The organism is Azonexus sp. MM2026_4 (assembly GCF_055901855.1).
Map to the genome: position 1 here is coordinate 2,285,747 of NZ_CM148380.1, position 20,941 is coordinate 2,306,687.

Consider the following 20,941-nt stretch of genomic DNA (forward strand, 5'->3'; position numbering starts at 1 on the left):
CCATGACCGTCAAGACCCCGCAAACGGGCGACCTCGAAGCGATCGAAACCGCCAGCCGCGACGAAATCTCGGCGCTGCAGCTCGAACGCCTGAAATGGTCGCTGCGCCACACCTACGACAACGTCGAGCCCTATCGCCGGAAGTGCCTGGAAAAGGGCGTCCATCCGGACGACCTGCAGTGCCTGGCCGATCTCGGCAAGTTCCCGTTCATGACCAAGGCCGACCTGCGCGACAACTACCCCTTCGGCCTGTTTGCCGTGCCGCGCGAGCAGGTCGTCCGCCTGCACGCATCGAGCGGCACCACCGGCAAGTCGGTGGTGGTCGGCTACACGCAGAACGACATCGACCACTGGGCCAGCCTGATCGCCCGCTCGCTGCGCGCCGCCGGCGTGCGGCGCGGCGACATGGTGCACAACGCCTACGGCTACGGCATGTTCACCGGCGGCCTCGGCGCCCACTACGGCATCGAACGCCTCGGCTGCACCGTGGTGCCGATGTCCGGCGGACAGACCGAAAAGCAGGTGCAGCAGATCGTCGATTTCCGCCCCGACGCGATCATGGTCACTCCCTCGTACTCGCTGGTCATCGCCGAGGAATTCGAGCGCCTGGGCATCAAGCCGGAAGAGATTTCGCTCAAGGTCGGCATCTTCGGCGCCGAGCCCTGGGGTGAAGGCATGCGCCACGAGATCGAGAAGAAGCTCGGCATCGACGCCATCGACATCTACGGCCTGACCGAAGTGATGGGCCCGGGCGTCGCCTGCGAATGCATCGAGACCAAGGACGGCCCGGTGATCTGGGAAGACCATTTCTACCCCGAGATCATCGACCCGGAAACCGGCGAGGTGTTGCCCGATGGCGAAGAAGGCGAACTGGTGTTCACCTCGCTGACCAAGGAAGCCTTCCCGGTCATCCGCTACCGCACCCGCGACCTGACCCGCCTGCTGCCGCCGACCGCCCGCTCCTTCCGCCGCATCGGCAAGATCACCGGGCGCACCGACGACATGCTGATCATCCGCGGCGTCAACGTCTTTCCCACCCAGATCGAGGAGCAGATCCTGCGCGACCCGCGCTTGGCCGGCAACTACCAGCTGGTGGTGACGCGCGACGGCCACCTCGACAACCTCGAAGTGCGCTGCGAAGTGCAGCGCGAACTGTCGGGCAAGCTGACCCAGGCCGACCTCCAGGCGATCGGCAAGGAGTTGCAGCACCGGATCAAGACCATCATCGGCGTATCGACGCGGATCACCGTCATGGAATTCGACGCCATCCCGCGCACCCTGGTCGGCAAGGCCAAGCGCGTGCTCGACGAACGCCCGAAGCAGAACTGAGGAAAGCACAATGACCCAAGCCTTCATCTGCGACGCCATCCGCACTCCAATCGGCCGCTACGGCGGCGCGCTGAGCAGCGTGCGCGCCGACGATCTCGGCGCCATCCCGCTCAAGGCGCTGATGGAACGCAACCCGCAGGTCGACTGGACGGCCGTCAACGACATCATCTACGGCTGCGCCAACCAGGCCGGCGAAGACAACCGCAACGTCGCCCGCATGTCCGGCCTGTTGGCCGGCCTGCCGCTCGAAGTGCCGGGCACCACGGTCAACCGCCTGTGCGGCTCCGGCATGGACGCGGTCGGCCTCGCCGCCCGTTCGATCAAGGCCGGCGAGGCCACGCTGATGCTCGCCGGCGGCGTCGAGAGCATGTCGCGCGCGCCCTTCGTCATGGGCAAGGCGGAGTCGGCGTTCTCGCGCAACGCGGCGATCTTCGACACGACCATCGGCTGGCGCTTCGTCAATCCGGCAATGAAGAAGCTGTACGAGACGCACTCGATGCCGCAGACCGCCGACAACGTCGCCGCCGACTTCAACATCGGCCGCGCCGACCAGGACGCCTTCGCGCTGCGCTCGCAACAACGCTGGGCCGCCGCCCATGCCGCCGGCCGCTTCGCCGACGAACTGGTGCCTGTGGTGATCGCGCAGAAAAAGGGCGACGCCAAGGTCGTCGACACCGACGAGCATCCGCGCCCGGAAACCACGCTCGAACAACTGGCCAAACTGAAGGGGGTGAACGGCCCCGAGCTGAGCGTCACCGCCGGCAACGCCTCCGGCGTCAACGATGGCGCCTGCGCCCTGCTGCTCGCCTCGGAAGCTGCCGCCGGCCGCTACGGGCTGACGCCACTGGCCCGCGTGGTCGGCATGGCGACCGCCGGCGTCGCGCCGCGCATCATGGGCTTCGGCCCGGCGCCCGCGGTGCGCAAGGTGCTGGCGCAGACCGGCCTGACGCTCGCCCAGATGGACGTCATCGAACTCAACGAGGCCTTTGCCGCGCAGGCGCTGGCGGTACTGCGCGACCTCGGCCTGGGTGACGACGCGGCGCACGTCAATCCGAACGGCGGCGCCATCGCCCTCGGCCACCCGCTCGGCATGAGCGGCGCCAGGCTGGTGACGACCGCCGCCTACGAGCTGAAAAGGCGCAACGGACGCTTCGCACTGTGTACCATGTGCATCGGCGTCGGACAGGGCATCGCGATGGTCATCGAACGTGTCTGACCCCACTGCAACCGACAACAACCCGAAGGAGGAGACCCACCCATGAAGACCAGCCTGAAACAACTCGTCGCCGGGGCCGCCCTGGCTTTCGGCGCCCTCGGCGCCTTGGCCGCCGAGCCGATCAAGATCGGTTCGGTACTCTCGGTCACCGGCCCCGCCGCCTTCCTTGGCGACCCGGAACTGAAGACGCTGCAGCTCTACGTCGCCGAGATCAACAAGAAGGGCGGCGTCCTCGGCCGCCCGCTCGAACTGGTGCATTACGACGACGGCAGCGATGCCGGCAAGGCCAACGGTTTCACCAAGCGCCTGATCGAGGACGACAAGGTCGATGTCCTGGTCGGCGGCACCACCACCGGCTCGACGATGTCCGCCGTGCCGCTCGCCGAGAAGGCCGGCATTCCCTTCGTCTCGCTCGCCGGCGCCGTCGTCATCATCGAGCCGGTCAAGAAGTTCGTCTTCAAGACCCCGCACACCGACCGCATGGCCGCCGAAAAGGTCTTCGAGGACATGAAGAAGCGCGGCATCAGCAAGGTCGCCCTGCTGTCCGAAACCTCCGGCTTCGGCGCCTCCGGCAAGAAGGAAACCGAAGCGGTCGCCGGCAAGTACGGCATCACCCTGGTCGCCAATGAAACCTACGGGCCCAAGGATACCGACATGAGCCCGCAGCTGACCAAGATCAAGAACAGCGCCGGCGTCCAGGCCGTCTTCGTGTTCGGTCTCGGCCAGGGTCCGGCGATCGTCACCAAGAACTACAAGCAGCTCGGCATCGCGCTGCCGCTCTACCAGTCGCACGGCGTCGCTTCCGACGAGTTCCTGAAGCTCGCCGGCCCGGCTGCCGAAGGCGTGCGCCTGCCGTCGCCGGCCCAGCTGATCCCGGAAAAGCTGCCCGCCAATGACCCGCAGAAGGCCGTCGTCACCGCCTACGCCAACGCCTACAAGGCGGCCTACAAGACCGACGTGTTCGACCTTCGGCGGCTACGCCTACGACGGCCTGATGCTGGCGGTCGAGGCGATCAAGCGCGCCGGCGGCACCGACAAGGCCAAGGTCCGCGACGCGCTCGAAGCCACCAAGGGCTTCGTCGGCACCAGCGGCACCTTCAACATGTCGGCGACCGACCACATGGGACTCGACCTCTCCGCGTTCCGCATGCTGGAAGTGAAGAACGGCGACTGGGCGCTCGCCCAGTAAGCCGTTCCCGACCCGCGAACGATCACTGCACTTCGGGCCGCCCCAGGGTTGGGCGGCCATTTTTTTGGAGATTTTTGCCATGAGCAATGTCGTACTCAGCGAAGTCCACGGCAAGGTGGGCCTGATCCGCATCAACCGGCCGGAAGCGATGAACGCACTGAACAACGATGTCGTCGACGGCATCGCCGCCGCCATCGACGCCTTCGAAGCCGACGAGAACATCGGCTGCATCGTCCTCACCGGCAACGAGAAAGCCTTCGCCGCCGGCGCCGACATCGGCTTCATGAAGGACTTCGACTACATGCAGGCCTATAAAACGGACTTCATCACCCGCAACTGGGAGCGCATCAAGACCACGCGCAAGCCGGTGATCGCGGCGGTGGCCGGCTTCGCGCTGGGCGGCGGCTGCGAGATGGCGATGATGTGCGACATGATCTTCGCCGCCGATACGGCCAAGTTCGGCCAGCCGGAAATCCGCCTCGGCACCCTGCCCGGCGCTGGCGGCACGCAGCGCCTGCCGCGCGCCGTCGGCAAGGCGAAGGCGATGGACCTGTGCCTGACCGCGCGCATGATGGACGCCGCCGAAGCCGAGAAGGCCGGCCTGGTCGCCCGCGTCATCCCGGCCGAGCAACTGCTGGACGAAACTTTGAAGGCCGCGACCACCATCGCCGGCTATTCGCTACCGGTAGTGATGATGATCAAGGAATCGGTCAACCGCGCTTTCGAGTCCTCGCTCAACGAGGGCCTCTTGTTCGAGCGCCGCGCCTTCCATGCGGCTTTCGCGCTCGAAGACCAGAAGGAAGGCATGGCCGCCTTCGTCGAGAAACGCAAGCCGGCGTTCAAGAACCGCTGAGTCGGAGTTCGCCATGTACGACACCCTGGAAATCGAACACAAAGGGCCGGTGGCGACGATCTGGATGAACCGTCCGGCCGTCTTCAACGCCTTCGACGAGACGCTGATCGCCGAACTGGCCGCTGCCTGCCGCGAGCTGGAGGCCGATGCCGGCGTGCGCATCGTCGTCCTCGGCGGCCGCGGCCGGCATTTCTCGGCCGGCGCCGACCTCAACTGGATGAAACGGGCGGCGCAGTTCGGCGCCGAGCAGAATCTCGCCGACGCCCGCAACTTCGCCGCCATGCTGCATACCCTGGACAGCCTGCGCAAGCCGACCGTCGCCCGCGTCCAGGGCGCCGCCCTGGGTGGCGGCACCGGCCTGACCGCCGCCTGCGACATGGCGATTGCCGCCAGCGACGCCAGCTTCTCGACCTCGGAAGTGAAGTTCGGGATCATCCCGGCGGTGATCAGCCCCTACGTGCTGCGCGCCATCGGCCCGCGCCACGCGCTGCGTTATTTTCAGAGCGGCGAGAAGATCAGCGCCGAACGCGCATTGGCGATTGGTCTGGTCGGCGAGGTGGTCGCCCCCGAGGCACTCGACGCCGCCATCGACCGGCTGACTGCCAGCCTGCTGCAGGGCGGGCCGCTCGCCCAGAACGCCGCCAAGGAACTGATCGCTGCCGTCGCCGGGCGCCCGATCGACGCTGCGCTGGGCGAGGAAACGGCAGGCCGCATCGCCCGCCAGCGGGCGACCGCCGAGGCGCGCGACGGCATCGCCGCTTTCCTCGACAAGCGGCCGCCAGCCTGGCTCGCCTGAACCCGCCGTGCGCCGAAAAGCTTCGTTATTGCGGGATTTTCGGCTCGCCGGTGGCGCCCAGGCGCAGCGACAAGGCCGCCGCGTGATGGCGCACGCGCTGCACCAATTCGCCATCGGCGCTCATGTCGAACATGCCCTGAACGCCAACCGCCACCAGGGCCATGGTGATTTCGTTGCGGAAGTTGAACACCGGCGCCGCCACCGCGGCAACGCCGCGCACGCGGTGAAAACCCTCGGTCGACGCGAAGCCTTGGGCACGGATACCGGCCAGCAAGGTCTCGACGGCGGTCTTGCTGCGCAGTTCCGGCGGCAGGTCGGCAGCCTTCAGTTCGGCGGCGAGCAGCGGTGCAACAACCTTGCGCGGCATCCAGGCGGCAAAGATGCGACCGGTCGCCGACGACAGCAGGTCGAGCACGGTACCGGTGATGACATTGACCGTGATCGGCCGCCGCGGCCGCTCCCAGCGCACCACCACCGGCCCCTTGTCGCCCCAGACGGCGAGCGCCGTCGTCTGGTTGATCTCGTCGCGCAGGTCGGCGATGACGTTGAGGCCGAGGCGCACCCGGTCAAGGCGGTCGAGCGCGACGAGGCCGACGTTGAGCGCGAACGGCCCGAGGTCGTAGCGCGAACTCATCGGGTCCTGCTCGACCAGGCCGGCGCGGATCAGGCTGACCAGGTAGCGATGCGCCTTCGACGGCGGCATGTCGGCCGCCGCCGCGATGTCCTTGAGCATCATCGAGCGCTGGCCGTTGACCATCGCCCGCAGGATGCTCATGCCGATTTCCAGCGACTGCACGCCGTGCCGGCTGTCGATTTCGTCGCTCATCGAAAATTCCTCATATCAAAATGAGTTCTATAATAAAGCATTCCGAACCGAGCGAGCATCTTTCATGACATCCCTACGCGTCTATGCCATCGACGGCATCACGCCGGTCGTCGATCCGACCGCCTACGTCCATCCGAGCGCCGTCCTGATCGGCGACGTGATCGTCGGCCCCGGCTGCTACGTCGGCCCCTGCGCCTGCCTGCGCGGCGACTTCGGCCGCCTGATCCTGGAACGTGGCGCCAACCTGCAGGACACCTGCGTCATGCACGGTTTTCCCGGCACCGACACGGTGGTCGAGGAGGACGGCCACATCGGCCACGGCGCCGTCCTGCACGGCTGCCGCATCGGGCGCAACGCGCTGGTCGGCATGAACGCGGTGATCATGGACAACGCCGCCATCGGCGCCAACAGCATCGTCGCCGCCTCGTCCTTCATCAAGGCCGGCGAACAGGTGCCGGACGGCGTGCTGGTCGCCGGCGTCCCGGGCCGGGTCGTACGCCCGCTGCGCGACGAGGAAATCGCCTGGAAGGTCGAGGGCACGAAGACCTATCAGGACCTCGCCCGGCGCAGCCTGGCGACGCTCATCGAAACCACGCCGCTGAGCGCCGTCGAAGCCGACCGCAAACGCATCGAAATGCCCGATGTGGTGCCGCTGGTGAGCTTGAAGCAGCGCGAGCGCGCCGACTGAGGCCATCAGGCGAGCGGATCGTCCTGGCTGAAGCGACGGGCCAGCGTGCCGTCCTCGCCCGGCACACTGCCGTCGGCAACGCACAGCATGGCATCTAGGTGACGCGACGAGGCGGCTTCCAGGCGCTTGTAGATTTCCTTGCACAGGAGACGCGCCTGCTGCCCCGGCCACTGTGCCGGCAGCAGCACTTCCGGCAGTTCCGGGTCGCGCAGCAGCATGCGCCGGTAATCGTGGATCAACAGCAGGCGGAGCAGGAAGGCATCCTGATCGGCCAGATCGAGCGAAGCATCGCGCTGCAGTTCGTCGAGCACCGGCTGGTAACGATCGACGAAGTGGCCGTAGGCACCGGACAAGGCGTCGAGATTCCAGGCCCGAGCCACCAGATCGGCGTCGCTGGCCGACGCCGCCGAGCGGGCATCGGCAGCGAACAGCGGCAGCAGCGCGCCGAGCGCGTCGGCCAGGCCTTCGGCGAGCAGCGCGTCGAGCACGGTAGACAATTCCGCCCCGGGGTGCACGAAGCACTCGCCACCGAGCACGCCGAAGCCCTGCCAGAGCAAGGCATTGCGCACCTGCTCGCGCTCCTTCGGCGGCAGTTCGCCGACCACCAGGATCAGGCGCCAGCGCCGATCCCAGAGCGGCGCCCGCGACGCGTAGATGTGGCGGGCCGCTTCCGCGAAGCGCCGGCGGCCGGCCGCAGTGAGCGCGTAATCGGCGCGGCGGCCGAGGGTTTCGGTGCGCAGCCACTCTTCCTTGACCAGCCGGAAGACCGAAGTGCGGATCAGCCGCTCATTGAGGTCGAGCGGTTCGAGCAGGCGGATCAGGCTGCCCAGCCAGATCTTGCCGCCGCGCGGCAGGACGGCGTCACCGAAAGCGGTGATGATCAGCGAACCGGCCTGGACGCGACGTTTTTGCCGGAATTCGGTCAGCCTTTGTTGAATGGCATTGCCCACAGAATCATAATCCTGTCAAAGTAGCGGCGAAAAAAAGCCGGAACTGGATTGGGAATTGCCCATCTTAACCGATCCATGCCCATCATTCCAAATGACTTTTTCAGAATCCGGGCAAAAAACCGGCCGCCGAAACCCCAGAACAGAGCAGAGACGTGACACAACTTTTATCAATCGAAAAATTAATCTGTATTGCTTTTATCCTCAGCAGCCCGCCACTGCAGGCAGCACTGCCGGAACATCGGCCGGTTCCCGGCGGCGTTGCCGTCGTTGACTTGGGCAGCAGCGAGCAAGCGGCGCCGCGCGCCTTCCTGAACGAGCAGCCGCTGGCGGTGGTCGCCGAAGATGGGCGCTGGCACGCGCTGCTCGGCATTCCGCTCGACACGCCGCCGGGCACCCTGAGCATCCGCGTCGAAACGCCGTCCACCGCGGCGCAGCGGGAAATCGCCGTCGCCCCCTGGACATACGGCGAGCAACGCCTGCGCCTGCGCAACCGGCGTCAGGTCGAACCGACGCCCGAGGATCTGCGCCGCATCGAGCGCGAACAGGCGCACACGGCGGTGATCAAGGCCACTTTCAGCGCCGCCGCGCCGGACAGCGACTTCGCCCGGCCAAGCCGGGGCCGCCTGTCGTCGCGCTTCGGTCTGCGCCGCTTCTTCAACGGCGAAGCGCGCCTGCCGCACAACGGCCTCGATTTCGCCGCCCCCGCCGGCACTCCGGTGCTGGCGCCAGCGGTCGGCAGGGTGGTGGACACCGGGAATTATTTCTTCAACGGCAACACCGTCTTCCTCGACCATGGCCAGGGATTGATCAGCGCCTACATGCACCTGTCGCGCATCGATGTCGCCGTCGGCCAGCGCGTCGACCGCGGCCAGCGGCTGGGCGCGGTCGGCGCCAGCGGTCGCGCCACCGGCCCGCACCTGCACTGGACGGTGATCCTCAACGCGACGCCGGTCGACCCGGCGCTGTTTCTCGAGCGCCCCTGAGCGGGCAGCCTACATGCCGAGCGAGCGCAGCAGTTCGTCGTGCTCGCTGCCCCCGGACTCCGGCGCCGGACTGGCCGCCGATGCCGCGCCGGCTTCGGCGATCAGGGCATCCGGATCGGGAATTTCCTGGGCATCGAACTCGTTGATCTGGATGAACTCGGTGTGGTCGATCGCCAGCTCGAGGTAGAAGATGTTGTTGCGCGCGGTGTAGAAGGTGACGCGGCGCGCTTCCGGGCGGTCGAGGTTGGTATCGACGCTGAGGATGACCTGCTTGTTGAGAACCAGCATCTTCGGCTGGTTCTGGGTGATGTGGGTCTGCAGCTCGCGGCCGATCTTGCCGGTGAAGTTGCCGACGATCTGGTTCATCAGCTCGCCCATCACGTTGCTCACCTCGTCCGAGGTATGCGATGTCGCCAGGTCGTCGCGCGCCATCCCCATGCTGAGCAGGTAGCCCTCGTAGATTTCCATCGCCGCCGCGGCCGAAAAATTGAGCACGACCAGCCCGGTGAAGCCGCCGTCGAACAGCACGAAACAGCCGATATCGGGTTTCAGGCAGGTCTTGGTGATGCGCTGGACCATGCCGGAATAGCGGACCTGGCTGCAGGTGGCGACGTTGAGTACGTCGGTCACCGAATTGCACAGGCTGCGCAGGATGTCTTCGGTACCGAAGACGACGGGCGAGATTTTTACGTTCATGATCGGCAAGGCTGTGGATTGAAGGGTTGACTATAGCGCAGCCGCTGCTGCCGGGCTTGCGCGGCATTGCCCGGACAACGCATGATCCACCCATGCGCCACACCGTCATCGAACTGCATGCCGACGCCCCGGCCAAGCCGGCGCCGGGCGAACCGTGCACCGGCTGCGGCGTCTGCTGCGCGCTCGAGACCTGCCCGCTCGGCCGCCTGCGCTTCCTGCAACGGGGCGGTCCCTGCCCGGCGCTGCGCTGGTCGGCCGCCGAGACGCGCTACCACTGCGGCCTGCTGCGCGCGCCGGCCGAGCATTTCCCCGCCCTTCCCGCCGCCCTGGCACCGCTCGCCTCCCGCCTCGCCGCCCGCTGGATTTCTGCCGGCAGCGGCTGCGACTGCGACGCCGACGTTCAGCCCTGAGCGACAGCCGCGGTCAGCGCGATCTCGACCCGGTATTCCGGCTTGGCCAGTCGCGCCTGCACACAGGCCCGTGTCGGCGCGCAGCCTACCGGCAGCCAGGCGTCCCAGACCGCGTTGACCGCGTCGTAATCGGCCATGTCGGCGAGGTAGAGAGTGGCCATCAACAAGTGGCGGCGATCGCTGCCGGCCTGCGCCAGCAGGCGGTCGACACCGGCCAGCATGGAAGCGGCCTGGCCGGCGGCATCGAGCGTGGTGTCGGCGGCAATTTCGACCAGATAGACGGTGCCGGCATGGACGACGCTGTCGGAATAACGCTGGCAGGTGCCGTGGCGCTGAATGAGAGTAGTGGACAAAGCGATCCCCAAAAGCAGGAAGCCCACGCGCGACTGGCATGGGCTTCGGTTTACAGCAACCCCGGCACGGCGGCTGGGGCAATCGGCATTACGCCGGATCTGGAGTACTACACGGCAATCTCAAGAAAAACTTCCTGTGACAACGTCCATAGAATCTCCTGCAACGCAGCATCGACTGCCACTGCATGCCCGGCTTGCTGCACACCCGACACGAGCCCAGATTACCACTTCGGCGGAAAAAACCAAGTAGTTATTTTCGCTGCGCGATCGGTCATAATCATGCGATTCGCTGCCGCCCGACCGGGATATGGAAAACCTGATCAAGGATACCGCCACGCTGGAACTCTTCTGCTGGCTCGACCCCGGGGCCGAGTTGCCGGGCTGGGACATCCTGCGCGGCAGCCCCTTCGGCGCCACCCTGTCGGCGCCGGAAGGCGGCGCGCCGAGTGCCGGCGACCAGTTGCTGTCGGTACAGAACTATTTCGCCGAATACCATCTCGAGTATTTCCGCCAGCGCCGCTACGGCCACTTCCCGAGCCGCCTGCACGCGCTGCTGCAGTTCGCCACGCGCACCGACGCGATGACCTACCGCTTCAAGCACCCCGACCGCGTGTTCGGCAAGAACCTGTCGTGTTCGCGGACCAAGGGCGCCTATCTGTGTTCCTTCCACGATGCGAGCTGGCTCGATTACCTGCGCCTGCCGCACAGCCTGTCGCTCGCCGCCCTCGACGAGGTTGCCGAACATTACTGGTCAGGCCGCACCGTCGAGGAAATCGGCCTCACCTTCATGGATGAGCCGTGGCAGGATCCGCCGGTGATCGAAGCGTTGTTTCAGGGCGCGCTGGAACCCGTTTGGGGCCACGAACAATCGGGCTGGCTGCCCGGTTTCAGGTAGTCAGCGGCAGCGCGACGCTGACCCGCAGGCCGGGTTTGCCGTCGCCACGCGCCAGGAGTTCGAGCGTACCGCCGTGCAGATCGACGATACGGCGGACGATGGCCAGGCCGAGACCGGTTCCCGGCTTGCCGGCACGCGCCGCGTCGGCGCGCACGAAAGGCTGCAGCAGGCGCTCGACATCCTGCGGGGCGACGCCCGGCCCGTCGTCGCAGACCTCGATCCGGCACCAGCCGCCGTCGACGCGGGTGACCAGTGCAACCTCGCCACCGCCGTACTTGCGCGCGTTGTCGAGCAGGTTGACCAGCAACCGGCGGATCGCCTTTTCGCGGAGCAGCAGGCTGACGCCGGCGCCTGCTTGAAGGTGCAGCGCCATGCCGTCGGCGACGAAGGCCGCCGCTACCGCGCTGACCAGCGGGTCGATGGCGCAGCGGCGCGGCTCCTCGTCGTCGCCGATGCGGGCGAAGGCGAGGAACTGGTCGAGCAGGCCGTCGATCTCGTCGATCTGCCGCCCCATCTGCGCGAACAGCGCCGGCTCCAGCCTGGTCTCCGAAATATCCAGCGCCAGGCGCAGCTTGGTCAGCGGCGTGCGCAGGTCGTGCGAGACGCCGGCCAGCATCACCGCGCGCTCGCGGTCGAGGGCGGCGAGATCGTCGGCGAGCTGGTTGAAGCTGGCGGCGACGGTGGCGATTTCCTGCGGCCCGTCGTCGGCCAGGCGCGGCGGTCGCTCGCCCTTGCCCATGACCTGCGCCGCTTCGACCAGGCGGGCGAGCGGCCGGTTGATACGGCGCGAGATGCCGACCGCGCCGAAAATCGCCAGCAGCGTCGCCGCCGCCGACAGGCCGAGGAACAGCCAGGGCGCCACCGGCAGCAACTGGCCGCCGCGCAGGGTCACCCAGTAGGGGTCGTCGCCGATCAGGATGCCGACCCAGATGCTGCGGTCGCTCGCCTGCCAACGGACGATCTGCGCCCGCTCGCCGAGCGCGACGCGCAGACGACGCAGGAAGCCGCGCACGGCGACCGAATCCGGCTCATCGAAGCCGGCGAATTCGGTGCGGTCGAGCGGCAGCGCAGCGGCCGGCAGGACGCGGAATTCGTCGCCGACGTTCATCGCCGCCAGGAAGGCCTGGCGCGGCCCGTCTTCCAGTCGCGCCGCCGCCTGCTGCAGGGCCAGCACCTGCTGCGCGGCCAGCCCGGCGAGGCGGACGGCACGCGGCTGCTGCACGGCGAAGATGAAAACCAGCGCGCTGATCAACTGCCCGAGCAGGATCAGGGCGACCAGCAGCAGCAGGTTCTGGCGGAACAGCGAGCGCGGCAGCCAGCGCATCTCAGTCCGCCGCCCCGGGATCGGCGACGAAGACGTAGCCGACGCCCCACACCGTGCGGATATGGCGCGGCTGCGCCGGATCGTCCTCGATCGCCTTGCGCAGGCGCATCACCTGGACGTCGATGCTGCGATCGAGCGCGACATGCTCGCGACCGTGCGCCAGTTCGAGCAGGCGCTCGCGCCCGAGCGGCCGACCGGCGTTGGCGGCCAGCGCCCGCAACAGCGCAAATTCGGTGCTGCCCAGGTCAACCGGCTGGCCGTCGCGCAACAGGCTGCGCGTTGCCGCGTTCAGTTCGCAGCGGCCGAAACGCAGCACTTCGTCGGCCGGGCGCGCGGTGCCGCCCAGCGTCATCCGCTGGCGGCGCAGCAGGGCCTGGATGCGGGCGAGCAGTTCGCGCGCGGTGAACGGCTTGGCGAGATAGTCGTCGGCGCCCATTTCAAGGCCGATGATGCGGTCCACCGGGTCGCCTTTCGCGGTCAGCATGATGATCGGGATCGTCTCGCCGGCCGCGCGCAGGCGCCGGCAGATGCTGAGACCGTCCTCGCCGGGCAGCATCAGGTCGAGGATGAGGAGGTCGAAACGCTCGCGCGTCAGCAGGCGGTCGAGCTGCGCCGGTTCGCCGATGGCGCGCACGCGCAGCCCCTGCTCGCCAAGATAGCGCTGCAGCAGGGCGCGCAACTCGGCTTCGTCATCGAGGATGAGGAGCGAAATGGTTTCCGGGGCGGCTGACATGGCGGCATTGTCGCAGCCCGCCGCCGCGCCGTCAGCCCGCCGCCCCGGCAATCGATGTCAAACCATGTCAACGGCCGGCGGCCGACATGAACTGTGACAAACCCCCCCGTCGTCGACATCGGCGGCAAACGACTGCCGCCCAGAATGACAGCCATGCCGCAAGCCCGCGGCCCCATCAGCCAAGGAGATCATCATGCACCACGTTTCCCGCCCCCTGTTCGCCCTCGCCTGCGCCACCGGCGCCCTGCTTGCCGCGCTCGCCGCAACCCCTGCCGAAGCCGGCGGCCGCCTCGCCGTCCGCGGCCATGACGGTGCCGCCGTCGGTGCCGTCCGCCATGGCCCGAACGGCGGCGGCTTCGCCCGCGGTCGCGCCATCACCGGCGATGGCCAGGGCAACGGCCGCCTGGTCAGCGGCGGCGCCTTCCGCGGCCCGAACGGCGGCAGCGGCGCCCGCGCCGGCGAAACGACACGCGCCGCCGACGGCAGCCTGAACCATCGCAGCGGCTTCCAGGCGAGCAATGCTAACGGCAGCATCAGCAGCCAGGGCAGCGCGACGCGCAGCGCCGACGGCGAGATCACCCAGTCGCGGACGACGACGGCTACCGGCGCCGCCGGCAATACCTACAACGGCAGCACCAGCTACAGCAAGGAAACCGGCGTCGTCCATAGCGGCAGTTGCACCGACGCTGCCGGCGCCGCCATTCCCTGCCGCTGAGGAAAACGCCATGAAATCCGGAATCGCTGCCACCCTGCTGCTCGCCCTGCTCGCCGCACCCGTCCTGGCGCAAGTCAACGACGGCAAGCGCGAACAGTTCCGCGAACGAGCCGGCGCCAAGCTCGCCGAACGTTTCCGGCAGGCCGATGCCAACGGCGACGGCCGCCTGACGCGCGACGAAGCGAAAGGCAAGATGCCCCGCGTATACGAGAACTTCGCCCGGATCGACAGCACCGTCAAGGGCTACGTCAGCGAGGACGAACTGCGCCGCTTCGCCGCTGAACAGCTTGCCGAACGACGGGGCGCTGCGGGGTCCTGACTTTTGCCCGGCCAGCGCCTTGATCTTGGGGCGGGTTCACGGGACCATCACACACTGAATCCGCCACCGATCGGCCTGCCATGCGTCGCCTCGTCATCGCTCTCGTCGTCATCGTCCTGCTCGGCACCGCCCTCTTCGCCCTCACCCGTCCGCAGCCGCTTGCCGTCGTCGTCCATGAAGTCGGCCGCGGCAAGGTTGAGGCGACGCTCGCCAACACCCGCGCCGGCACGGTCGAAGCCTGCCAGCGCACCAAGCTGTCGACGATCATGGGCGGCCGCATCGAGTACCTCGGGGTCAAGGAAGGCGACCGGGTCGAGAAGGGGCAGTTGCTGATGAAGCTGTGGAACGACGACCAGCAGGCGCAAAGCGCGCTGGCCCAGGCGCAGATCGCGCTCGCCGCGCGGCGCAGCGACGAGGCCTGCATCGCCGCCGGCAACGCCGAGAACGAAGCGAAGCGTCAGGCCGACCTGCGCGCCCGCGGCTTCGTCTCGCCGAGCAAGGAAGAAGCCGCCCGCACCGAGGCGGCGGTGCGCCGCGCCGCCTGCAACACCAGCAAGGCCGACGTCGCCCAGGCCGAAGCCAAACTGAAGGCGACGCGCGTCGAGCAGGGCCGCGTTTCGCTCTACGCGCCGTTTGCCGGCACCGTCGCCAAGATCGTCGGCGAACTCGGCGAATACTCGACGCCGTCGCCGCCGGGCGTGCCGACGCCGCCGGCAATCGACCTGATCGACGATTCCTGCCTCTACGTCAAGGCGCCGATGGACGAGGTCGACGCGCCGAAGATCGCCGCCGGCCAGCCGGTGCGCATCACCCTCGACGCGCTCCCCGGGCAGTCGCTGCCGGGCAAGGTGCGGCGCGTCGCGCCCTACGTCTCGGCGGTCGAGAAGCAGGCGCGCACGGTCAACATCGAGGTCGATTTCGAGAAACCGGAACAGGCCGGCAAGCTGCTGGTCGGCTACAGCGCCGACGTCGAGATCATCCTCGCCGGCCGCGACAACGTGCTGCGCATCCCGACCGCCGCGCTCCAGGAGGGCGGCCAGGTGCTGGTGCTGAAGGACGGCGTACTCGAAGCGCGGCCGGTGAAGACCGGCCTGTCGAACTGGGAATACGCCGAGGTACTCGACGGTCTGCAGGCGGGCGAGCAGATCGTCACCTCGCTCGAGCGGGCCGGCGTCAAGGCCGGGGTCAAGGCGGTCGCCGACAGCGCGGCGAAATAGATGGCGCTGATCGAACTCGCCGGCATCGAGCGCCGCTTCCAGCTCGGCGACACCACGGTGCGGGCGCTGGCCGGCATCGACCTGACGATCGACGCCGGCGAGTACGTCGCCGTGATGGGCCCGTCCGGCTCCGGCAAATCGACGCTGCTCAACCTGCTCGGCCTGCTCGACCGCCCCGACATCGGCCACTACCGACTGGAAGGCCGCGACGTGACAACATTGAGCGCCGACGAGCAGGCGAAGGTGAGGAGCACGCGCATCGGTTTCGTTTTCCAGAGTTTTCACCTGGTGCCGCGGCTGACTGCCGCCGAGAACATCGCGCTGCCGATGATGCTGGCCGGCATCGCCCCGGCCGAGCGGGCGCGACGGGTGACGACGGCACTCAAGGATTTCGGCCTCGACCAGCGCGCCGACCACAAGCCGGACCAGCTCTCCGGCGGCCAGCGCCAGCGCGTCGCCATCGCCCGGGCGACGATCATGCAGCCGCCGCTGATCCTCGCCGACGAGCCGACCGGCAACCTCGACCGCCATACCGGCGAAGACGTCGTCAATCTGCTCGAAGCGCTCAACGCGCGCGGCGTCACGCTGATCGTCGTCACCCACGACCCCGGCATGGGCGAGCGCGCCCGCCGCCGGCTGGTGATGGAAGACGGCCGCCTGCAATCGGACAGCGCCGGTGCGCCCGGCTGACATCCTGCGCTTCGCGCGCGACGCGGCCGCCGGCTACCCGCTGCGCACGACGCTGTCGGTGCTGGCCATGGCCATCGGCGTCGCAGCCGTCGTGCTGCTCACCGCGCTCGGTGACGGCGCGCGGCGCTACGTCGTCGGCCAGTTCTCGTCGCTCGGCACCAACCTGGTCATCGTCCTGCCCGGCCGTACCGGCACCGGCGGCTTCAACCCGGCCACCGCGATCACCAGCACGCCGCGCGACCTGACCATCGCCGACGCCCAGGCGCTGCTGCGTGCGCCGGCCGTGCGCCGGGTCGGCCCGCTCGCCGTCGGCACCTCGGAAATCAGCGCCGGCGGGCGCCTGCGCGAAGTGATGGTGGCCGGCGCCAACCGCGATTTCTTCGCCATCCGCAATTTCGAACTGGCCCAGGGCGAGGCGCTGCCCGACGACGACTGGCAGCGCGCCGCGCCGGTGGCGGTGATCGGCGCCAAGGTGCAGGAAGAATTGTTCGGCCGCGAGCCGGCACTCGGCCGCCTGGTCCGCGTCGGCGACCGCCGGCTGCGGGTGATCGGCATCCTGCGCCCGACCGGCCAGGGACTGGGCATGAACACCGACGAACTGGTCGTCGTGCCGGTCGCGCTGGCGCAGGCGATGTTCAACTCCAACACGCTGTTCCGCATCCTGGTCGAGGCGCGCAGCCGCGAGGCGATTCCCGCCGCCAGCACGCAGGTTCTGGAACTCCTCAAGCAGCGTCATCGCGGCGAGGAGGACGTCACCGTGATCACCCAGGACGCGGTGCTCGCCACCTTCGACAAGCTGCTCGGCGCGCTGACCCTGGCGGTCGCCGGGATCGCCGCGATCAGCCTGGCGGTGGCCGGCATCCTGGTGATGAACGTGATGCTCGTTGCCGTCACCCAGCGTACCGGCGAGATCGGCCTGTTGAAGGCGCTCGGCGCACCGGCGCGCACCATCCGCCTGGCCTTCCTGACCGAAGCGGCGATGCTGTCGGCGAGCGGCGCCCTGGTCGGCTACGGCCTCGGCGAAGCCGGCGCCTTTGCGCTGCGCCAGTTGTTCCCGGTGTTTCCGGCCTATCCGCCGGACTGGGCGGTGATCGCCGGCCTGCTCACCGCGCTGTCCACCGGCCTCCTCTTCGGTTTCCTGCCGGCCCGCCGCGCTGCCCGGCTCGATCCGGTGCAGGCGCTGATGAAGCACTGACATGCGGCTTTCCGACGCCATCTCGCTGGCCAGCCGCGCCGTCACCGCGCAGCGCCTGCGCAGCTTCCTGACCCTGCTCGGCATCGCCGTCGGCATCGCCTCGGTGATCCTCCTCACTTCGATCGGCGAAGGTATCCACCGCTACGTGCTCGGCGAATTCACCCAGTTCGGCACCAACGTGATCACCGTCGCCCCGGGCAAAACGAAGACTGGCGGCGCGCCGTCCGGCCTGCCGTCGAGCGCCCGACCGCTGTCGCTGGACGATGCGAAGTCGCTCGAACGCCTGCCGCAGGTCGTCGCGGTAACGCCCAACGTGCGCGGCAACGCCGAGGTCGAGGGCAACGGGCGCACGCGGCGGACGCTGATCTACGGCGTCAATGCCGATTCGCGCATCGTCTTCCGGTCGACCATGCGCAGCGGCCAGTTCCTGCCCGACGAGGACCCGGCCAACGCGCGCGCCTTCGTCGTCCTCGGCAGCAAGCTGAAGGAGGAGCTGTTCGGCGCCGCCAACCCGCTCGGCCAGCGCCTGCGCATCGGCGGCCTGCATTTCCGGGTGGTCGGCGTGATGGCGCCGAAGGGGCAGTTCCTCGGCATCGACCTCGACGACACCGCCTTCATCCCCGCCGGCCGCGCCCAGGAGCTGTTCAACCGTGAAGGCTGCGACGAGATCAACCTGGCCGCCGCCGAAGGCGTGCCGGCAGCGCTGGTTGCCGAGCGTATCCGTCGCCAGTTGATCGAGCGCCACGGTCGCGAGGACTTCACCATCGTCACCCAGGAGGAGATGCTGAAGACGCTGTCCAGCATCCTCAATGTGCTGACGCTGGCGGTCGGCGCGTTGGGCGGTATTTCGCTGCTGGTCGGCGGCGTCGGCATCGTCACCATCATGACCATCGCGGTCAGCGAGCGGACCTCGGAAATTGGCCTGCTGGTCGCCCTCGGCGCCTCGCGGCGGACCATTCTCGGCCTTTTCCTCGGCGAGGCGGTGGCACTGTCGGCGCTCGGCGGCGCGCTCGGCCTGGCACTCGGTTTCGGGCTCGCCCAGGCGATCCATTTCGCGCTGCCGGCGCTGCCAGTGCATACGCCGCTCAGCTTCGTGATGCTCGCCGAAGGCATCGCCATCGCCATCGGACTGCTGGCCGGCGTCCTGCCGGCGCGCAACGCGGCGCGCCTCGACCCGGTCGCAGCATTACGGACAGAATGACGTGCTAGAGTTCAGCTTCCCAACCCAATAACAACCTGACAGGAGCCCAGCAATGTCGTATCACATCGACCAACTCGAACCCGGCATGTCCGCCAGCACCGCCAAGACCGTCACCGAAGCCGACATCATTCTCTTCGCCGGCATCTCGACCGACGTCAACCCGGCTCACCTCGACGAGGAATACGCCAAGGGCACGATGTTCGGCGGCCGTATCGCGCACGGCATGCTGTCGGCCGGCTTCATTTCGGCGGTGCTCGCCAACAAGCTGCCCGGACCGGGCACCATCTACCTGTCGCAGACGCTCAAGTTCAAGGCGCCGGTGCGCCCGGGCGACACCGTCACGGCGACGGTGACGGTCAAGGAAGTCAATACCGCGAAGAACCGCGTCACGCTCGACACCGTGTGCACGGTCGCCGGCAAGACGGTGATCGAGGGCGAATGCGTGATGATGCCGCCGGTCCGCGCCGCCGCTCCGACCGGTACGGCCTGAGACCCTTACACCCATGAAAAACGCCGGCGGGGCGACCCGGCCGGCGTTTTTTCATGGGCGTTGCGTCACGGCAGCGTCAGAATGCCTCGTCGTCGCGCAGGAAGCGCCACTGTCCCATGGGCAGGTCACCCAGGCGGATGCGGCCGATGCGCACACGCTTGAGGCCGATCACCTTCAGCCCGACCAGCTCGCACATGCGGCGGATCTGCCGCTTCTTGCCTTCCTTGAGAATGAAGTGCAGCTGGTCCTCGTTCAATTGCTTGACCCAGGCCGGCTTCAAGGGCTTGCCGTCGAGTTCCAGACCGTGCCGGAGCAGCTCGAGGCCGCCCTTGATCATCTCTCCGGAAACGCGCACCAGGTATTCCTTTTCCGCCTCGCTGTCCTCGCCGATCAGGCGTTTGGCAACGCGACCGTCGCTGGTCAGCACGAGGAGGCCGGTCGAATCGACGTCGAGCCGGCCGGCCGGCGCCAGGCCGCGCAACATCCACGGCTTGAACTCGGGCCCGCCCGACTGCGGTATCTGATTTTCCGCGGTGATCAGCGTCACCGCCGGCGTGCAGCCCGGTTCCGGCTGCCCGGAAACGTAGCCGACCGGCTTGTGCAGCAGGATCGTCACCGCCTTGGCCTGGTCCTTCTTCGCCTCGGTCGAGATTTCGATGCGCGCGTCGGGTTCGATCCGCGAACCGAGTTCGCTGACCTGCTCACCGTCGACGAAAACCCAGCCGCGCTCGATCCAGAGGTCGGCCTCGCGCCGCGAACAAAGACCGCGCTCGGACATCACCTTGGACAGGCGGACGCCGCTCGGTGCTTCACCACTGGCAACGACCGCTGGCGGCGGGCTGGCGGGCCGCTCGGCACGCTCTGGCCGCGGCGGACGCGCACCGGCGTTGCCGCGCGACACCTCGCTGGCTGGCTTGCGGGCCCAGGGATTCTCCCCGGCCGGGCGGCGATCCCGGTTCTGCCCGTCCCTGCCTTGCCCGAATTTTTCCTGGCGCCCCCCATCCGGCCGGCGCTTCTCCTGCCACTCCCCGCCCTGGCGTTCCTGGCGCGGTTTGACGGCAGCCGGACGCCCGCCTTCCGGACGAGCGCCCTCGCGTTGCCGCGGCTGCGCAGCCGGCGTCTCGCGCGGCTTGCGGGCGAGCGCACCTCCCCGTACCGGGCGCTTGCGGCCGGTGGTTTCACTGCCTGGCGTCTTGAGCACACCGAGCGTCCCCGACGGCGGGGTCGGTGTAGCGGTATCCTGTGGCTCGACCGGCGCCGCGGGTTTTGCCGGGGCACTTGCCGCTACCGGCGTCTCCGGCGCAGCGGCCGGCTGCGTTTTGACTGGCTTGGGAGTGTCTATCGGCGCAACTACGGCAGACGGCTTGCGGTCGACCGCAGCGTCGTCTGCCGGCTTGCGCCACTTGGCCCAGGGATCGTCGGCCTGGGTCATTGCAGGTCGAGGAGTTCGACCTCGAAGACCAGCGTTGCGTTCGGCGGGATGACGCCGCCGGCGCCGCGGGCGCCATAGCCGAGATGCGCCGGGATGGTCAGCTTGCGGGTACCGCCGATCTTCATGCCCTGGACCCCTTCGTCCCAGCCCTTGATGACATGCCCCTGGCCGAGCGGGAACTGGAAGGGATCGTTGCGGTCCTTGCTCGAATCGAACTTGCTGCCATCGGTCAGCCAACCGGTGTAGTGCACGGTGACGAAAGCGCCGGCGGCGGCGACGGCGCCGCTGCCTTCGACGGTGTCTTCGTAGATCAGGCCGGAGGCCGTGGTGATTTCAGCCATGAGATGCTCCTTTGCGAAAGGCGGCAATTCTAGCACAACCCCTTGAAAGCCTTTGACTTTCATAAACTTCTGCGTATAATGCGCGGTTCTTCGTAGTACCC

Annotated in this window: 24 protein-coding genes; 16 read left to right on the forward strand and 8 right to left on the reverse strand. The window is 68.1% G+C overall.

The genetic code is table 11. The features are described from left to right. Positions 1 to 2 precede the first annotated feature (2 nt). Genes paaK through AC0KWY_RS10765 form a run of 5 tightly spaced genes read left to right on the forward strand, consistent with a single transcriptional unit; the run spans position 3 to position 5,382 of the window. Complete coding sequence (paaK, locus tag AC0KWY_RS10745) at positions 3 to 1,328, forward strand: phenylacetate--CoA ligase PaaK (protein ID WP_474029645.1); 1,326 nt, start codon at positions 3 to 5, stop codon at positions 1,326 to 1,328. A gap of 10 nt (positions 1,329 to 1,338) precedes the next feature. Next, positions 1,339 to 2,544, forward strand: coding sequence for a 3-oxoadipyl-CoA thiolase (gene pcaF, locus AC0KWY_RS10750; protein ID WP_474029646.1), 1,206 nt, complete (start codon positions 1,339 to 1,341; stop codon positions 2,542 to 2,544). 42 nt (positions 2,545 to 2,586) lie between these two features. Continuing rightward, positions 2,587 to 3,816 carry an ABC transporter substrate-binding protein gene (locus tag AC0KWY_RS10755; protein ID WP_474029647.1) on the forward strand — a complete coding sequence of 410 codons (1,230 nt, stop codon included), beginning with the start codon at positions 2,587 to 2,589 and terminating at the stop codon, positions 3,814 to 3,816. Further along, positions 3,813 to 4,586 carry an enoyl-CoA hydratase gene (locus AC0KWY_RS10760; RefSeq protein ID WP_474029648.1) on the forward strand — a complete coding sequence of 258 codons (774 nt, stop codon included), beginning with the start codon at positions 3,813 to 3,815 and terminating at the stop codon, positions 4,584 to 4,586. Before AC0KWY_RS10755 ends, AC0KWY_RS10760 begins: the two co-directional genes overlap by 4 nt. Positions 4,587 to 4,599: 13 nt before the next feature. Then, positions 4,600 to 5,382, forward strand: a complete 783-nt coding sequence (locus AC0KWY_RS10765; protein ID WP_474029649.1) for an enoyl-CoA hydratase/isomerase family protein — start codon at positions 4,600 to 4,602, stop codon at positions 5,380 to 5,382. Between the two features lie 25 nt (positions 5,383 to 5,407). Here AC0KWY_RS10765 and AC0KWY_RS10770 read toward each other — a convergent pair whose 3' ends face one another. Continuing rightward, positions 5,408 to 6,208, reverse strand: a complete 801-nt coding sequence (locus AC0KWY_RS10770; RefSeq protein ID WP_474029650.1) for an IclR family transcriptional regulator — start codon at positions 6,206 to 6,208, stop codon at positions 5,408 to 5,410. A 64-nt stretch (positions 6,209 to 6,272) separates the two neighbouring features. On the opposite strand from AC0KWY_RS10770, the gene AC0KWY_RS10775 reads away from it, so the two are divergent. Then, positions 6,273 to 6,896 (forward strand): phenylacetic acid degradation protein PaaY, encoded by a 624-nt coding sequence (locus AC0KWY_RS10775; protein ID WP_474029651.1) that lies wholly within the window; start codon positions 6,273 to 6,275, stop codon positions 6,894 to 6,896. 5 nt (positions 6,897 to 6,901) lie between these two features. Here AC0KWY_RS10775 and paaX read toward each other — a convergent pair whose 3' ends face one another. Beyond that, positions 6,902 to 7,846, reverse strand: a complete 945-nt coding sequence (paaX, locus tag AC0KWY_RS10780; RefSeq protein ID WP_474029652.1) for a phenylacetic acid degradation operon negative regulatory protein PaaX — start codon at positions 7,844 to 7,846, stop codon at positions 6,902 to 6,904. Positions 7,847 to 8,118: 272 nt separating this feature from the next. On the opposite strand from paaX, the gene AC0KWY_RS10785 reads away from it, so the two are divergent. Next, a complete protein-coding gene (locus AC0KWY_RS10785) occupies positions 8,119 to 8,829 on the forward strand; it encodes a peptidoglycan DD-metalloendopeptidase family protein (RefSeq protein ID WP_474029653.1) in 711 nt (236 codons plus the stop codon). 9 nt (positions 8,830 to 8,838) lie between these two features. Here the strand turns inward: AC0KWY_RS10785 and AC0KWY_RS10790 are convergent, their stop codons facing one another. Further along, a complete protein-coding gene (locus AC0KWY_RS10790) occupies positions 8,839 to 9,525 on the reverse strand; it encodes a DUF3334 family protein (protein ID WP_474029654.1) in 687 nt (228 codons plus the stop codon). A 92-nt stretch (positions 9,526 to 9,617) separates the two neighbouring features. Here AC0KWY_RS10790 and AC0KWY_RS10795 point away from each other — a divergent pair, with 92 nt between their 5' ends. Then, positions 9,618 to 9,935: a hypothetical protein gene (locus AC0KWY_RS10795; RefSeq protein ID WP_474029655.1), complete on the forward strand. Its 318-nt coding sequence runs from the start codon at positions 9,618 to 9,620 to the stop codon at positions 9,933 to 9,935. On the opposite strand, the gene AC0KWY_RS10800 is transcribed toward AC0KWY_RS10795, so the two are convergent. Then, entirely contained in the window at positions 9,926 to 10,288 is a 363-nt protein-coding gene (locus AC0KWY_RS10800) for a RidA family protein (protein WP_474029656.1), read from the reverse strand. The genes AC0KWY_RS10795 and AC0KWY_RS10800 overlap by 10 nt on opposite strands. Positions 10,289 to 10,595: 307 nt before the next feature. Here AC0KWY_RS10800 and AC0KWY_RS10805 point away from each other — a divergent pair, with 307 nt between their 5' ends. Next, complete coding sequence (locus AC0KWY_RS10805) at positions 10,596 to 11,183, forward strand: hypothetical protein (RefSeq protein WP_474029657.1); 588 nt, start codon at positions 10,596 to 10,598, stop codon at positions 11,181 to 11,183. On the opposite strand, the gene AC0KWY_RS10810 is transcribed toward AC0KWY_RS10805, so the two are convergent. Together AC0KWY_RS10810 and ompR are read right to left on the reverse strand one after the other, a co-directional pair. Then, positions 11,176 to 12,507: an ATP-binding protein gene (locus tag AC0KWY_RS10810; RefSeq protein WP_474029658.1), complete on the reverse strand. Its 1,332-nt coding sequence runs from the start codon at positions 12,505 to 12,507 to the stop codon at positions 11,176 to 11,178. The two genes, AC0KWY_RS10805 and AC0KWY_RS10810, sit on opposite strands and share 8 nt — an antisense overlap. Before the next feature lies 1 nt (position 12,508). Then, on the reverse strand, positions 12,509 to 13,240 hold the full coding sequence (gene ompR / locus AC0KWY_RS10815) for an osmolarity response regulator transcription factor OmpR (protein WP_474029659.1): 732 nt from the start codon (positions 13,238 to 13,240) through the stop codon (positions 12,509 to 12,511). A 193-nt stretch (positions 13,241 to 13,433) separates the two neighbouring features. Here ompR and AC0KWY_RS10820 point away from each other — a divergent pair, with 193 nt between their 5' ends. The 7 genes from AC0KWY_RS10820 (at position 13,434) to AC0KWY_RS10850 (ending at position 19,067) form a co-directional block, all read left to right on the forward strand. Next, a complete protein-coding gene (locus AC0KWY_RS10820) occupies positions 13,434 to 13,955 on the forward strand; it encodes a hypothetical protein (protein WP_474029661.1) in 522 nt (173 codons plus the stop codon). 10 nt (positions 13,956 to 13,965) lie between these two features. Then, the gene (locus tag AC0KWY_RS10825) at positions 13,966 to 14,274 is read left to right on the forward strand and encodes an EF-hand domain-containing protein (protein WP_474029662.1); all 309 of its coding nucleotides are present in this window, start codon (positions 13,966 to 13,968) and stop codon (positions 14,272 to 14,274) included. Positions 14,275 to 14,354: 80 nt separating this feature from the next. Next, entirely contained in the window at positions 14,355 to 15,491 is a 1,137-nt protein-coding gene (locus AC0KWY_RS10830; RefSeq protein ID WP_474029663.1) for an efflux RND transporter periplasmic adaptor subunit, read from the forward strand. Beyond that, positions 15,492 to 16,181, forward strand: a complete 690-nt coding sequence (locus AC0KWY_RS10835; protein WP_474029664.1) for an ABC transporter ATP-binding protein — start codon at positions 15,492 to 15,494, stop codon at positions 16,179 to 16,181. Then, positions 16,168 to 17,376 carry an ABC transporter permease gene (locus tag AC0KWY_RS10840; RefSeq protein ID WP_474029665.1) on the forward strand — a complete coding sequence of 403 codons (1,209 nt, stop codon included), beginning with the start codon at positions 16,168 to 16,170 and terminating at the stop codon, positions 17,374 to 17,376. The genes AC0KWY_RS10835 and AC0KWY_RS10840 overlap by 14 nt, the downstream gene beginning before the upstream one ends. A gap of 1 nt (position 17,377) precedes the next feature. Continuing rightward, positions 17,378 to 18,577: an ABC transporter permease gene (locus AC0KWY_RS10845; protein ID WP_474029666.1), complete on the forward strand. Its 1,200-nt coding sequence runs from the start codon at positions 17,378 to 17,380 to the stop codon at positions 18,575 to 18,577. Between the two features lie 52 nt (positions 18,578 to 18,629). Continuing rightward, on the forward strand, positions 18,630 to 19,067 hold the full coding sequence (locus tag AC0KWY_RS10850; protein ID WP_374324396.1) for a MaoC family dehydratase: 438 nt from the start codon (positions 18,630 to 18,632) through the stop codon (positions 19,065 to 19,067). Between the two features lie 76 nt (positions 19,068 to 19,143). On the opposite strand, the gene AC0KWY_RS10855 is transcribed toward AC0KWY_RS10850, so the two are convergent. Together AC0KWY_RS10855 and AC0KWY_RS10860 are read right to left on the reverse strand one after the other, a co-directional pair. Next, a complete protein-coding gene (locus tag AC0KWY_RS10855; protein WP_474029667.1) occupies positions 19,144 to 20,499 on the reverse strand; it encodes a pseudouridine synthase in 1,356 nt (451 codons plus the stop codon). After that, a complete protein-coding gene (locus AC0KWY_RS10860; RefSeq protein ID WP_028994363.1) occupies positions 20,496 to 20,840 on the reverse strand; it encodes an FKBP-type peptidyl-prolyl cis-trans isomerase in 345 nt (114 codons plus the stop codon). Before AC0KWY_RS10860 ends, AC0KWY_RS10855 begins: the two co-directional genes overlap by 4 nt. Positions 20,841 to 20,941: the final 101 nt, after the last annotated feature.